General features: G+C 69.7%; 11 protein-coding genes. 5 read left to right on the top strand and 6 right to left on the bottom strand.

Translation table 11 applies throughout. The features are described 5' to 3' along the window. Positions 1-48: 48 nt before the first annotated feature. Together ppgK and map are read right to left on the bottom strand one after the other, a co-directional pair. The gene (gene ppgK / locus ACR5MH_RS02350; protein WP_431350131.1) at positions 49-864 is read right to left on the bottom strand and encodes a polyphosphate--glucose phosphotransferase; all 816 of its coding nucleotides are present in this window, start codon (positions 862-864) and stop codon (positions 49-51) included. A 45-nt stretch (positions 865-909) separates the two neighbouring features. Beyond that, positions 910-1,776 carry a type I methionyl aminopeptidase gene (gene map / locus ACR5MH_RS02355; protein WP_431350130.1) on the bottom strand — a complete coding sequence of 289 codons (867 nt, stop codon included), beginning with the start codon at positions 1,774-1,776 and terminating at the stop codon, positions 910-912. 12 nt (positions 1,777-1,788) lie between these two features. On the opposite strand from map, the gene ACR5MH_RS02360 reads away from it, so the two are divergent. Continuing rightward, complete coding sequence (locus ACR5MH_RS02360) at positions 1,789-2,001, top strand: SPOR domain-containing protein (RefSeq protein ID WP_431350129.1); 213 nt, start codon at positions 1,789-1,791, stop codon at positions 1,999-2,001. Positions 2,002-2,078: 77 nt separating this feature from the next. Here the strand turns inward: ACR5MH_RS02360 and panB are convergent, their stop codons facing one another. After that, positions 2,079-2,930 (bottom strand): 3-methyl-2-oxobutanoate hydroxymethyltransferase, encoded by an 852-nt coding sequence (panB, locus tag ACR5MH_RS02365; RefSeq protein ID WP_431350128.1) that lies wholly within the window; start codon positions 2,928-2,930, stop codon positions 2,079-2,081. A 92-nt stretch (positions 2,931-3,022) separates the two neighbouring features. Here panB and glnA (ACR5MH_RS02370) point away from each other — a divergent pair, with 92 nt between their 5' ends. Together glnA (ACR5MH_RS02370) and ACR5MH_RS02375 are read left to right on the top strand one after the other, a co-directional pair. Further along, positions 3,023-4,360, top strand: coding sequence for a type I glutamate--ammonia ligase (glnA, locus tag ACR5MH_RS02370; protein ID WP_431350127.1), 1,338 nt, complete (start codon positions 3,023-3,025; stop codon positions 4,358-4,360). A gap of 7 nt (positions 4,361-4,367) precedes the next feature. Then, positions 4,368-7,391 (top strand): bifunctional [glutamine synthetase] adenylyltransferase/[glutamine synthetase]-adenylyl-L-tyrosine phosphorylase, encoded by a 3,024-nt coding sequence (locus ACR5MH_RS02375; protein WP_431350126.1) that lies wholly within the window; start codon positions 4,368-4,370, stop codon positions 7,389-7,391. Between the two features lie 73 nt (positions 7,392-7,464). Here the strand turns inward: ACR5MH_RS02375 and ACR5MH_RS02380 are convergent, their stop codons facing one another. After that, positions 7,465-7,776 carry a hypothetical protein gene (locus tag ACR5MH_RS02380; RefSeq protein WP_431350125.1) on the bottom strand — a complete coding sequence of 104 codons (312 nt, stop codon included), beginning with the start codon at positions 7,774-7,776 and terminating at the stop codon, positions 7,465-7,467. Between the two features lie 289 nt (positions 7,777-8,065). Between ACR5MH_RS02380 and ACR5MH_RS02385 the strand changes: the two genes are divergently transcribed. Then, positions 8,066-9,406, top strand: a complete 1,341-nt coding sequence (locus ACR5MH_RS02385; RefSeq protein ID WP_433862241.1) for an LCP family protein — start codon at positions 8,066-8,068, stop codon at positions 9,404-9,406. A gap of 4 nt (positions 9,407-9,410) precedes the next feature. On the opposite strand, the gene ACR5MH_RS02390 is transcribed toward ACR5MH_RS02385, so the two are convergent. Together ACR5MH_RS02390 and glnA (ACR5MH_RS02395) are read right to left on the bottom strand one after the other, a co-directional pair. Then, positions 9,411-9,920 (bottom strand): hypothetical protein, encoded by a 510-nt coding sequence (locus tag ACR5MH_RS02390; protein ID WP_431350123.1) that lies wholly within the window; start codon positions 9,918-9,920, stop codon positions 9,411-9,413. A gap of 661 nt (positions 9,921-10,581) precedes the next feature. Beyond that, positions 10,582-12,006 (bottom strand): type I glutamate--ammonia ligase, encoded by a 1,425-nt coding sequence (gene glnA, locus ACR5MH_RS02395; protein ID WP_431350122.1) that lies wholly within the window; start codon positions 12,004-12,006, stop codon positions 10,582-10,584. 173 nt (positions 12,007-12,179) lie between these two features. Between glnA (ACR5MH_RS02395) and ACR5MH_RS02400 the strand changes: the two genes are divergently transcribed. Further along, positions 12,180-12,605, top strand: coding sequence for an RDD family protein (locus tag ACR5MH_RS02400; protein WP_431350121.1), 426 nt, complete (start codon positions 12,180-12,182; stop codon positions 12,603-12,605). Positions 12,606-12,610: the final 5 nt, after the last annotated feature.

Genomic DNA, 12,610 nt, shown 5'->3' on the forward strand with positions numbered 1-12,610 from the left:
GCCTGCGGTCGATCCATGCGGATCGCTGACGGGACCGGCGTCAGCGACCTACTTGTCCGGCGAGATCCCCACCTCCGCCGCACGGCCGCGCGCGCCGGCGTCGCGGCGCTCGTTGCGGACGGCGAGAGCCGCCGCTCCGAGGATGCCCGCGTTGTTGCGGTGCACCGCAGGGACGATCTCGGTGTTGAGCTCCAACAGCGGCAGGAAGTCCTCGTAGTTCTTCGAGACGCCGCCTCCGACGATGAAGAGGTCCGGCGTGAACAGGAACTCCAGGGTCGAATAGTACTTCTGCAGCCGCTTCGCCCACTTCTCCCAGGAGAGGTCCTCACGCTCCTTGGCCGAGTAGGCCGCCCGCGACTCGGCGTCGTGGCCCTCGATCTCCAGGTGCCCGAGTTCCGCGTTCGGGATCAGCACGCCGTCGTAGATGAGCGCCGAGCCGATGCCGGTGCCGAGCGTGGTCATGATGACCAGGCCGTCCTTGCCCTTCGCCGCGCCGAAGCGCGTCTCGGCGTAGCCGGCCGCGTCCGCGTCGTTGACGAAGTGGATGGAGCGGTCCAGCGCCTTCTCGAACAGCTCCTCGGCGTGCAGCCCGATCCACTTCTTGGACACGTTGGCCGCCGACAGTGTGACGCCGTGGCTGACGATCGCGGGGAAGCACACGCCGACGGGCGCGTCGGCCTCCTCGGAGGCCAGCCTCTTCACGATCTCGGTCGTGGTCTCGATGATGTCGTCCGGCTTGCCGCCCTCGGGAGTGGGGAGCTTGATGCGGTCGCTGACCAGTTCACCGCTGTCGAGATCGACCAGCGCCCCCTTGATCCCGGTTCCGCCGACGTCGATGCCGATTGCGTGGTTCTGCGCGCTCATGGACTCGAATCTACCCCGCTGCGCCGCCGCACCGCAGTGCGCCGCTCACGGCAGCGTCAGGATCTCCGCGCCGCGCTCCGTGACCACGAGCGTGTGCTCGAACTGCGCCGTGATGCTGCGGTCGCGCGTGACCACGGTCCAGTCGTCCGCCCACATGTCCCACTCGCTCGTGCCGAGGGTGAGCATCGGCTCGATCGTGAAGACCATGCCGACCTCCATCACGTCGTCGAAGGCGGGGGCGGCGTCGTAGTGCGGGATGATCAGCCCGGAGTGGAAGGTCTCGCCGACGCCGTGCCCGGTGAAGTCGCGCACCACTCCGTAGCCGAAGCGCTTGGCGTACGACTCGATGGCGCGGCCGATCACGTTGACCTCGCGGCCGGGCGCCACGGCCTTGATACCGCGGTTCAGCGCCTCCCTGGTCCGTTCCACGAGCAGCGCGACCTCCTGCGACGCGCTCCCGACGATGAACGTCTGGTTGCTGTCGCCGTGGAACCCGTTCTTGTAGGCGGTGATGTCGATGTTGACGATGTCGCCGTCCGCGAGCACGGTGTCGTCCGGGATCCCGTGGCAGACCACCTCGTTGACCGAGCTGCAGATCGACTTGGGATAGCCGCGGTAGCCGAGCGTCGACGGGTAGGCGTCGTGCTCGATCAGGAACTCGTGGCCGATCGCGTCCAGCTCCTCGGTGGTGATCCCGGGGCGCACCGCCTCGCCGACCCGCTCGATGGCCCGCGCGGCGATCCGGCCGGACTCCCGGATCAGCTCGATCTCCGCCGGCGAGTAGACGTCACCGCGGTCCGAGAGCGTCGGGCCCGGCTTGCCGACGTACTCCGGCCGCGGGATGCGCGACGGGACGGAACGCATCGCGGTGACACGTCCCGGGACCAGGTGACCGGCGGAATCCTTGGGCATAGGATCAAGCTTATGACCGGCGAGAACGACTACGGGATCCAGCAGGATGCCGAGCACAAGTACTGGTACAACATGAAGACCGGCGAGGTCGAGCAGGGCTTCCTCTCGCCCGCGCCCGACCGCGTCGGCCCCTTCGACACCCGCGCCGAGGCCGAGCACGCGCTCGAGAAGCTCCGCGAGAACAGCGCCAAGTGGGCCGAGGAGGACGCCGACAACGACCGCTGAGCAGCCATCGCTTCCTCACTTTCTCCCGCCTGGACGCGGCGTGTCGCGCGAGAAAGTGAGGAAGCGACGGCCGGTTGCTAGAAGCTGTGCTCGGGGGCGGGGAAGACTCCGGACTGGACCTCCGACTTGTAGGTGCGGGCGGCCTCCGACAGCACGCCCTTCAGGTCGGCGTACTGCTTGACGAAGCGGGGGATGCGGCCCGTCGTGAACCCGGCCCAGTCCGTCCAGACCAGAAGCTGGCCGTCGACGTGCGGGCCCGCGCCGACGCCGATCGTCGGGATGCGCAGCTCCTGCGTCACCCGCTGGGCCACGTCTGCCGGCACCATCTCCATGACCACCGCGAACGCCCCGGCCTGCTCGACGGCGTGCGCGTCGGCGAGGATCTGCTCCGCGCCCTCGCCGCGGCCCTGCACGAGGTGGCCGCCGAGCCCGTGCTCGCTCTGCGGGGTGAAGCCGATGTGCGCCATCACCGGGATGCCGGCGTCGACGATGCGGCGGATCTGCTTGGCGCTGCGCTGCCCGCCCTCCAGTTTGACCGCGTGCGCCCCGGTCTCCTTCATGAAGCGCACCGCGGTGTGCAGCGCCTCCTGCGGCCCGGTCTCGTACGAGCCGAACGGCATGTCCGCGACGACGAACGCGCGCTTGACCGCCTTCGCGACCGCGCGGGTCAGGGGGATGAGGTCGTCCACGGTGACCGGGAGGGTGGTGTCGTAGCCGAGGACGTTGTTGCCGGCCGAGTCGCCGACCAGCAGGAAGTCGATCCCCGCCTCGTCGAAGATCTGGGCCGTCAGCATATCGTAGCTGGTCAGTCCGGTGAACGGCTCGCCCGCCTCCTTCGCCGACTGGAAGTGGCGCGTCCGCACCCGCTTCAGCGACTCCATCGACGAGGTGGCGGGGTGGACGGAGGGCACAGGAGACTGCTCGCTCATGCGCCCCAGTCTAGTGACGCGGCACCGGCGGTCATCCGGCGGGTTTCGGCCCGCGGAGCCACTAGTCTGGAGTGGCCGACGAAAGGGGCAGGATGGACAAGCAGCGCGACTTCGTTCTTCGCACCATCGAGGAGCGCGGCGTCAAGTTCGTGAGGCTGTGGTTCACCGACGTGGTCGGCACGCTCAAATCCGTCGCGATCGCCCCCGCCGAGGTGGAGGGCGCGTTCAGCGAGGGCCTGGGCTTCGACGGCTCCGCCATCGAGGGCCTGACCCGCGCGTTCGAATCGGACCTGCTGGCGCATCCGGACCCCACCACGTTCCAGATTCTGCCGTGGCGCGGGGAGATCGACCCGACCGCCCGCATGTTCTGCGACATCACGACGCCCGACGGCCAGCCCTCGGTGTCCGACCCGCGCAACGTGCTCAAGCGCACGCTCGAGAAGGCGGCCGACCGCGGTTTCACCTTCTACACCCACCCGGAGATCGAGTTCTACCTGCTCAAGTCCTCCACCTTCGGCGACGAGGGCCCGGAGCCCGTGGACTCGGCCGGCTACTTCGACAACGTCCCCGGCGGCACGGCGCACGACTTCCGCCGCCGCTCGGTGCGGATGCTGGAGGACCTCGGCATCTCGGTGGAGTTCAGCCACCACGAGGCCGGCCCCGGCCAGAACGAGATCGACCTCCGCTACGCCGACGCGCTGACCACGGCGGACAACATCATGACGTTCCGCACGGTCATCAAGGAGGTGGCGATCGAGCAGGGCGTCTACGCGACCTTCATGCCGAAGCCGCTCTCGGGTCACCCGGGCTCCGGCATGCACACGCACATGTCGCTCTTCGAGGGCGACACCAATGCGTTCTTCGAGGCCGGCGCGCAGTACCAGCTCTCCAAGACCGGGCGGCAGTTCATCGCCGGCCTGCTCAAGCACGCGCCGGAGATCACGGCCGTCACGAACCAGTTCGTCAACTCCTACAAGCGCTTGTGGGGCGGCGACGAGGCGCCCAGCTTCGTCTGCTGGGGCCACAACAACCGCTCCGCGCTCGTGCGCGTGCCGCTCTACAAGCCGAACAAAGGCCAGAGTTCGCGCGTCGAATACCGCGCCATCGACTCCGCCGCGAACCCGTACCTGGCGTTCTCGCTGATGCTCGCCGCCGGTCTCAAGGGCATCGAGGGTCAGTACGAGCTGCCGCCGGAGGCCGAGGACAACGTCTGGGCGCTGTCCGACGCCGAGCGTCGGGCACTCGGGTACAGCCAGCTCCCGGCCAGCCTGGACCACGCGATCGCGCTGATGGAGGACTCCGAGCTCGTCGCCGAGACGCTCGGCGAGTCGGTCTTCAACTATGTGCTGCTGAACAAGCGCCGCGAGTGGGCGGAGTACCGCGCCCAGGTCACGCCGTTCGAGCTGCGGTCGAACCTCGAGATCCTCTGACCGAGTCGTGACCCGCGAGCAGCTCTCCCTCACGACGCTGGCTCGCGCCGGTTTCGTGGGGCTGAGCTCCGTCCGCGGCGAGCTGGACGAGCTCGTCGAGCTGACCGGCTTCGACGTGGACGAACTCCTGCCGGCGCTGTCGGCGGCGGCCGATCCCGACACCGCCCTCGCGCTGGCCCTGCGGCTGCTGCGGCACGCGCCGGTGCAGACGGCGCGCTACGTGCCGTCGCGGAACGACGCGCGCCGGGTCTTCCGGGTGATCGGGGCGTCCGAGGGTGCCGCGGAGTTCTTCCTGCGGCAGCCGGCCGAGCTGAGTGCGCTCGATTACCCCGTCACGGCGCTCCCGACCGCTGCCGAGCTCCGCGCCGACCTGCTCGACGCGGTGGGAGCGGTGGACGGTGTCGCCGCGGTCGAGGACGACGCCGCGCGGATCGCCCTCCGGGTCCGCTACCGCCGCCGGCTCGTGCAGATCGCCAGCTTCGACCTCGAGCAGGAGGACCCGGTCGCCGGTCTCGGCGCCGTCGCCGCGGCCCTCTCCGACCTGGCCGCCGCTGCGCTGGAGGCCTCCCTCGCCGTGGCCCGCCGGCAGACCATCGGCACCGGCCCCGGTCGCTTCCCCGAGACCGAAGTGCGCGCGACGCGCTTCGCCGTGATCGGCATGGGCAAGGCCGGTGCCCGCGAGCTCAACTACGTCAGCGACGTCGACGTCATCTACGTCACCGAGGGCGACGAGGAGGCCGGGCTCAGCTCCGGCCGTGCCGTCGACATCGCCACGCGGCTGGCGATGCTGACGCAGCGCGGAATCCACGAGCCCGCGATCGAGCCGGGCCTCTGGGAGGTCGACCCCAACCTGCGGCCGGAGGGCAAGGACGGCGCGCTCGTGCGCACCCTGGAATCGCACATCGCGTACTACGACCGCTGGGCGAAGGGCTGGGAGTTCCAGGCGCTGCTCAAGGCGCGCCCGCTCGCAGGCGACCTCGAGCTGGGCGAGCGCTACGTCGCCGCGCTCGCGCCGAAAGTGTGGAGCAGCGCCTCCCGCGAGAACTTCGTGGAGTCCGTGCAACGGATGCGCGAGCGCGTCACCGACAACATCCCCGACGACGAGACGCACTATCAACTGAAGCTCGGGCCGGGCGGCCTGCGCGACGTCGAGTTCACCGTGCAGCTCCTCCAGCTCGTCCACGGGCAGACCGACGAGCGCGTGCGCCAGCGCGACACCCTCTCCGCCCTGGCCGCGCTCGCCGCGCAGGGCTACATCGGCCGGGACGAGGCCGCCGCCTTCTCGCAGGACTACCGCACGCTCCGCTTGATGGAGCACCGCCTCCAGCTGCGGCACCTCAGCCGCACCCACCTCATGCCGCGCGACGAGGGCGACGTGCGGGTCCTCGCCCGCGCGACCGGCCTCGCGCCGAGCGCCGAGCAGCTCCTGGTGCGCTGGAACGCGATCAAGCACCGCGTGCGCGGCCTCCACGAGCGGTTGTTCTACCGCCCGCTGCTCAGTGCCGTCGCCGCCATGCCCACCGACGACACCGGGCTGGCCGGGGGAGCCGGGCTCACCAGCGAGCAGGCCGAGGCGCGCCTCGCGGCGATCGGCTTCCGCGACCCGCGCGGCGCGCTCGCGCACATCGCCGCGCTCACGGCAGGCGTCTCACGGCGGGCGACCATCCAGCGCCACCTGCTGCCGGTGCTGCTGCAGTGGTTCGCCGCCGGAGCGGACCCCGACTACGGCCTCCTGACCTTCCGCCGGCTCAGCGAGGACCTCGGTACGACGCACTGGTACCTGAAGATGCTGCGCGACTCCACCGGCGCCGCCGAGCGGCTGACCCGGGTGCTGTCCGGGTCGCGGTTCGCCGGGGAGTTGCTGGGCCGCATCCCGGAGTCGGTCGCGTGGCTGGAGTCGGAGGAGGAGCTGCGCCCGCGGTCGGCCGAGGTGCTGCGCGAGGAGACCGCCGCCATCCTCGGGCGGCACCAGTCCGCCGCGACCGCCGCCGCGTCGCTGCGCGCCGTGCGCCGCCGCGAGGTGCTTCGCCTGGCGTTCTCGGCCATCCTCGGCTTCGCAACGATCGAGGAGTTGGCCCGCGGGCTGACCGCCGTCAACGAGAACGTGATCGAGGGCGTGCTGTCCGCGATCCGCGCCGAACGCGGCGACGCGGCCGACCTGGAGTTCGCGATCATCGGCATGGGCCGTTTCGGCGGCCGGGAGCTGGGGTTCGGTTCGGATCTCGACGTGATGTACGTCTTCCGCCCGCTCGCCGGCGAACCGGACGCCGCGCACAAGTCAGCCCTCGCGATCGTCGCCGACCTCAACCGGCTGAGCGAGGACAACCGCCTCCCGCTCGACCTCGACATCGGCCTGCGCCCCGAGGGCAAGAACGGGCCGCCGGTCCGCTCGCTGGAGGCCTACCGCGCCTACTACAAGCGCTGGTCGCTCACCTGGGAGGCCCAGGCGCTGCTGCGCGCCCGCGGCGTCGCGGGCGACGCGGCGCTGCTCGCGGACTTCGAGACGGTGGCCGACGAGGTCCGCTACCCGGCCGCGATCGGCGAGCAGGAGGTCCGCGAGGTCAAGCGCATCAAAGCCCGAGTGGAGAACGAGCGCCTCCCGCAGGGCGCCGACCCGGCCCGTCATCTGAAGCTCGGCCGCGGTTCGCTCAGTGACGTCGAGTGGTTCGTCCAGCTCATCCAGCTCCAGCACGCCGCGGCGATCCCTGCGCTGCGCACGACCTCGACCTTGGACGCACTCGCGGTCGCGGTCGACCACGACCTGGTGGCGGAGGACGACGCGGCCAAGCTCCGCGAGGCCTGGCTCCTGGCCTCCCGGGCGCGCTCGGCGATGACGCTCTGGACGAACAAGACCGCCGACGTCCTCCCGGCCGACCGGGTCGCCCTGGAGGGAGTCGCCCGCCTCCTGGAGTACCCGCCCGGCTCGGCGAGCCGGCTGGAGGAGGACTACCTGGCGGTGACGCGGCGTGCGCGTGCCGTGTTCGAGCGCGCGTTCTACGGCGTCCCGCAGCGACCGACGCCGACGGGGTGAACGACAACGCCGAGCGCCCGCACCATCCGGGCCCGCGCACCGCACGCGGCGCCCGGACCAGGACGGCCCGTCGTCACATCCCTGGAACGGGCGTCAGCTCGTAGACGTCGATCGTCCCACCCATCGCGCGGTGCGGGTGGCCGGTGAGGAGGCCCTCGACGGCGTCCGCGCCGTCGGCCTCGATGAGGCTGTAGCCGCCGACGCTGCGGTCGGCGCCGTCGGAGACGGCGGCCGTCGGCGCGCCGAAGTCGATCAGACCGGCGCCGACCTGCTGGGCCCAAGCGTTCCACGCGGCGTTCATCTGCTCGGCCTGCTCGGGAGTGGGCTCCGGCATCGAGGCCATCGCCTCGGGGTCGGCGCGGTAGAGGAGGAGGTAGCGGGCCATGTTCGGGTCCTTCCGTTTCGTGCGCGGGCCGGGGTTGGCCCGGGCGTCACCGAATCTAGTGCGGCGGTCGCGGGGAGGGAACAGTAGGTGGGCAACCTGCGACAGTTTTCTTCTGTGCCTCACCCGCGGTTTCTGGGAGTTCATCGGGCGTCCGCTGATCACAGCGGATTTCGGTGGGACGATCGGTAGGCCCGCACCACGCTCGGCCCGCGCCTCCCGAACCGCGGCGCCTCCCGAAGCGCCGCCGTCGCGCGTCCGAGCTGCCCCGAATCCTCGAGGAGACCCGACCATGACCCCGCCCCGCCAGCCCGATCCGGCCTTCCCGGCCGGCGAACCCGGCGCCGCCGAGCCCGTCCGCCGGAACGTCGCGCACGCCCAGGGTCGCCGCTCCTCCCTGTCCAAGCGGGTCCTGCTCTCGGTTGCGGGGGCGGTCGCCGCTGTCGCGGTCGCCGTCGGAGCGTTCGCCGCGTACTCCTACGTGGACCTGTCGAACGGCCTGCACCGCTCGAACATCACCCTCCCCGGCGCAGGGAAGAAGAAGGACGTCGCCGAGAGCAACATCCTCGTCATGGGCCTCGACAGCAGGCTGGACGAGAACGGCAACGCGCTGCCGACCGATGTGTACAACGCCCTGCACGCCGGAAACCAGGGCGACGGCGGCTACAACGCGAACGTGCTGATGCTGATCCACATTCCCGCGGGCGGCAAGAAGGCCGTCGGCATCTCGATCCCGCGCGACGACTACGCGCCGCTGTCCGGAAGCCCGGACGGCGTATCCTCCTCCAAGATCAAGGAGGCGTACGGTCTCGCCCTCGACCAGAAGCTCACCGAGCTGATGAAGTCGAGGGTCGCCCAGAGCGACGCCTACCAGCAGGCGCGCACGTTCGCGCGCCAGACCGAGCTCAAGACCGTGTCCGACTTCCTCGGCGGCGTGCGGATCGACCACTTCATCGAGGTCACGATGGCCGCGTTCTACCAGGTCGCGCAAGCCGTCCAGCCGATCACGGTGTGCATCGCGGAGGACACGAAGGACCCGTACTCCGGCGCCGACTTCACGGCGGGCGTCCAGCAGTTGACGGCGTCCCAGGCGGTCAGCTTCGTGCGGCAGCGCCGGGACGAGAACAACCCGTCGCTGAACTTCACGGACCTCGACCGCGAGCGCCGTCAGCAGGCGTTCATCGTCTCCCTCGCGACGAAGCTGAAGAAGGCGGACACCTTCGCGAACCCGGCGACGCTGGAGTCCCTGATCTCGGCGGCCAAGCAGAACATCGCCCTCGACTCGGGCTTCGACCTCCTCAGCTTCGCGTCGGAGGCGCAGCACCTCGCGGGCGGCAACATCACCTTCACGACGCTGCCGATCACGGGCTACGGCGTGAAGGACGGCAAGGACGTCAACCTCGTCGACCCGGACCAGATCCACGCGTTGGTGCAGCAGCTCCTGAACCCCGCGACGGCGACCGCGACGCCGACCGCCACCCCCGGCGCGACGAGCCCGGCCGGGCCGCCGCCGACGCAGACGGCGCACGCACCTTCCGCGTCGCCGACCGCGTCGCCGGCGCCAGGGCCGAATGGCACGTACACCGACCCGACGGCTCCGCTGCCGTCCGGGGGAGTGCCCTGCGTGAAGTAGGGGGCTATTCGCCCAGCGCGTCGATCAGCGCCGCGTAGAGCGCACTGAACCGTGCCCGATGATCGTCGGTCTCGATCGGGCTCAACGGGAAGGTCACCTTGGCGCCGTACGACCATTCCGCCGTCACCGTGAAATCGCCCGGCCACGGGTCGAACAGGTCCCGCCGGAACGCTGAGTTCGCGTCCGCCACCGTGAGCTGTGCGAGCCCGGCTCGGGGCCGCGCCACGACGACCGTCGCCACATCGTAGGGATCGGCGCTGCGCCCGGTCGCGTCGGCGAACACGATGGTCTTCGCTGTGAACACCACGACCTTCGCCGAGAACACGCCGGCGTCGTCGACGCGCACCCCGGAGTCCAGGTGCTCGATCGGCCGGAGTCCGACCGCGAGCGCGATCCCGCTGACGAAGTGCCCGAACCACTCGGCGCGGTCATCGCTGCGCAGCCGCATCCACGCCGGCCCCGAGAGGGATCGGCCGACCTCCTCGAGCACCTCGGTCAGGTCTCTCTGCGACATGCGGTCCCTCCTCTGCGCGCCGCTCCGATGCGGACACCCGTGACAACCGTAGCGTGCGGCACGACGGGCGCACGCGGCCGGTCCTCACTCTGTCCCGTCGGAGAGGCAGGCGCCCCATCGACTGCCAAGGCGATTGGTACTTTAATCGAGATTGAAGTTCCAATCATCGCAAGCTGATCGGGGCGGCGAGCGAGGGGGTTCTACGGCATGAGTATGGAGAGCGCGCACGAACCGTGCCCTGATTGCGGGGGCCCGTTGGATCGCCAGCGAAACCAGTTCTTCGGGACGGGGCTGTCCGTTCACGAATACGTCGATGTGTGTGGTCGATGCGGCCACATCACCTTCGTCCGCACAGAGGCGACGCGAACTCAGGAACCTGCGCGCCGAAGGCCCTCGCGTTGGAAGATGAGGGCGATCGTCCAACGATTCCGGAAGTGAACTCTTCGAGCTCTGCCGGGAGGCTGCGATGTCGACGGGCCCCTGGCGATTCGGGGTGGCAACTCGCGTCCGCCGGCACCGGACGCACGTCCGGCGCACACACGAAAGTCCGCACGAGCCGCGGTCCCGGTCGCTTTCGCGACCGGCCTGCGACTCGTGCGGACTCGAGCGGACTAGCGCGTCCGCGACGTCGTGAAATCCGCGTGATCACGCGGGTTTCGGGTCACACCCCGTAGTACAGCTCGTACTCGAACGGGTGCGGGCGCTGCGCGAGGGGCTTGATCTCCTTCTCGCGCTTGTACTCGATCCAGGTCTCGATGAGCTCCGGAGTGAACACGCCGCCTGCGGTGAGGAAGTCGTGGTCGGCCTCGAGTGCGTCGAGCGCCTCGCCCAGCGACGCCGGGACCTGCGGGATGTTGCGAGCCTCCTCCGGCGGGAGCTCGTAGAGGTCCTTGTCGACCGGCTCGTGCGGCTCGATGCGGTTCTTGATGCCGTCGAGGCCCGCCATGAGCTGGGCGGCGAACGCGAGGTACGGGTTGCCCGAGGCGTCCGGCGCGCGGAACTCGATGCGCTTGGCCTTCGGGTTGGTGCCCGTGATCGGGATGCGGATGGAGGCCGAGCGGTTGCCGGCCGAGTAGACCAGGTTGACCGGGGCCTCGAATCCGGGGACCAGGCGGTGGAACGAGTTCACCGTCGGGTTCGTGAAGGCCAGCACCGCCGGGGCGTGCTTGAGCAGGCCGCCGATGTACCAGCGGGCGATGTCGGACAGGCCGCCGTAGCCGGCCTCGTCGTAGAACAGCGGCTTGCCGTCGTTCCACAGCGACTGGTGGGTGTGCATGCCGGAGCCGTTGTCGCCGAAGAGCGGCTTCGGCATGAACGTGGCGGTCTTGCCCCACTGCTCGGCCGTGTTCTTGACGATGTACTTGAACTTCAGGATGTCGTCCGCCGCGTGCACCATCGTGTCGAAGCGGTAGTTGATCTCCGCCTGGCCGCCGGTGCCCACCTCGTGGTGCGCGCGCTCCAGGATGAGGCCGGCGTCGATCAGCTTCAGCGAGATGTCGTCCCGCAGGTCGGCCTGCTTGTCGACCGGGCTCACCGGGAAGTAGCCGCCCTTGTACGGGGTCTTGTTGCCGAGGTTGCCGCCCTCTTCGACGCGGCCCGAGTTCCACGCGCCCTCCTCGGAGTCCACCGCGTAGAAGCTCGAGTTCTGCTTCACCTCGTAGCGGACGTCGTCGAAGATGTAGAACTCGGCCTCCGGGGCGAAGAACGCGGTGTCCGCGATGCCCGTGGAGGCGAGGTACTTCTCCGCCTTCTTGGCGACCTGACGCGGGTCCTTCGCGTAGATCTCGCCGTTGCGGGGGTTGTAGATGTCGAAGACCATGATCAGCGTGCGCTCGACGCGGAACGGGTCGATGTACGCGGTCGAGACATCGGGGATCAGCTGCATGTCCGACTCGTGGATCGACGCGAAACCGCGGATCGAGGAACCGTCGAACAGCTGGCCGACCGAGAAGAACTCCTCGTCGACGGTCGCTGCGGGGATGTTGAAGTGCTGCTGAACACCGGGCAGATCGGTGAAGCGGATATCAAGGAACTTGACGTCGGTGTCCTTGATGTACTTGAGCACCTCGGAAGAATCACGGAACATACGGAGGACTCCCAATGGCTTGCGGTGACGGACTGCGCGTGCAGCCCAAGTTACACGCTAGGGGGAGGCCGTTTCCCTCCGGTGACGCAAATGTTTCCGGCATGTTACGCGGTGCGCTGCCTGCGCGCGGTCAGTCCGGGGGAGCGGTCGGCCCCGCCCGGTAAACTCGAAGGGTGCCGCAGAACACCCCGCCCTCCCGCTTCGGCGACCTCGCTCCCAGCCGTTACCCGGGGGAGCGGCTCGGTCTCCCGGAGTCAGGCCCACGGTCGATCGGGAGGCTCGGCCGCCGGCTCGGCGCGATCGTCGTCGACTGGGCGATCGCGTCGCTGATCTCGTTGGCGTTCTTCCACTACGACTCGTGGGCGAACATCGGCATCTTCGCGCTGATGCAGGTCGTCTTCATCCCGACGATCGGCGGCAGCATCGGCCACCGGATCTTCGGGATGCGCGTGGTCGCGGTGGCCGGGGGCTGGGTCGGCGTCTGGCGCCCGGTGGTCCGCACCGTGCTGCTGTGCGTCGTGATCCCGGCGCTGGTGTGGGACTCGGATCAGCGCGGCTTCCACGACAAGGTCGCGGGCACCGTCCTCATCCGCGGATAGTCGCG

The organism is Streptomyces sp. L7, assembly GCF_050990935.1.
Taxonomy (GTDB): domain Bacteria; phylum Actinomycetota; class Actinomycetes; order Actinomycetales; family Microbacteriaceae; genus Leifsonia.

What these genes read in the sequence shown, in the direction of transcription:
- ppgK (WP_431350131.1), bottom strand. Translation starts at nt 864, where the DNA reads ATGAGCGCGCAGAACCACGCAATCGGCATCGACGTCGGCGGAACCGGG.
- map (WP_431350130.1), bottom strand. Translation starts at nt 1,776, where the DNA reads ATGCCCAAGGATTCCGCCGGTCACCTGGTCCCGGGACGTGTCACCGCG.
- ACR5MH_RS02360 (WP_431350129.1), top strand. Translation starts at nt 1,789, where the DNA reads ATGACCGGCGAGAACGACTACGGGATCCAGCAGGATGCCGAGCACAAG.
- panB (WP_431350128.1), bottom strand. Translation starts at nt 2,930, where the DNA reads ATGAGCGAGCAGTCTCCTGTGCCCTCCGTCCACCCCGCCACCTCGTCG.
- glnA (WP_431350127.1), top strand. Translation starts at nt 3,023, where the DNA reads ATGGACAAGCAGCGCGACTTCGTTCTTCGCACCATCGAGGAGCGCGGC.
- ACR5MH_RS02380 (WP_431350125.1), bottom strand. Translation starts at nt 7,776, where the DNA reads ATGGCCCGCTACCTCCTCCTCTACCGCGCCGACCCCGAGGCGATGGCC.
- ACR5MH_RS02385 (WP_433862241.1), top strand. Translation starts at nt 8,066, where the DNA reads ATGACCCCGCCCCGCCAGCCCGATCCGGCCTTCCCGGCCGGCGAACCC.
- ACR5MH_RS02390 (WP_431350123.1), bottom strand. Translation starts at nt 9,920, where the DNA reads ATGTCGCAGAGAGACCTGACCGAGGTGCTCGAGGAGGTCGGCCGATCC.
- glnA (WP_431350122.1), bottom strand. Translation starts at nt 12,006, where the DNA reads ATGTTCCGTGATTCTTCCGAGGTGCTCAAGTACATCAAGGACACCGAC.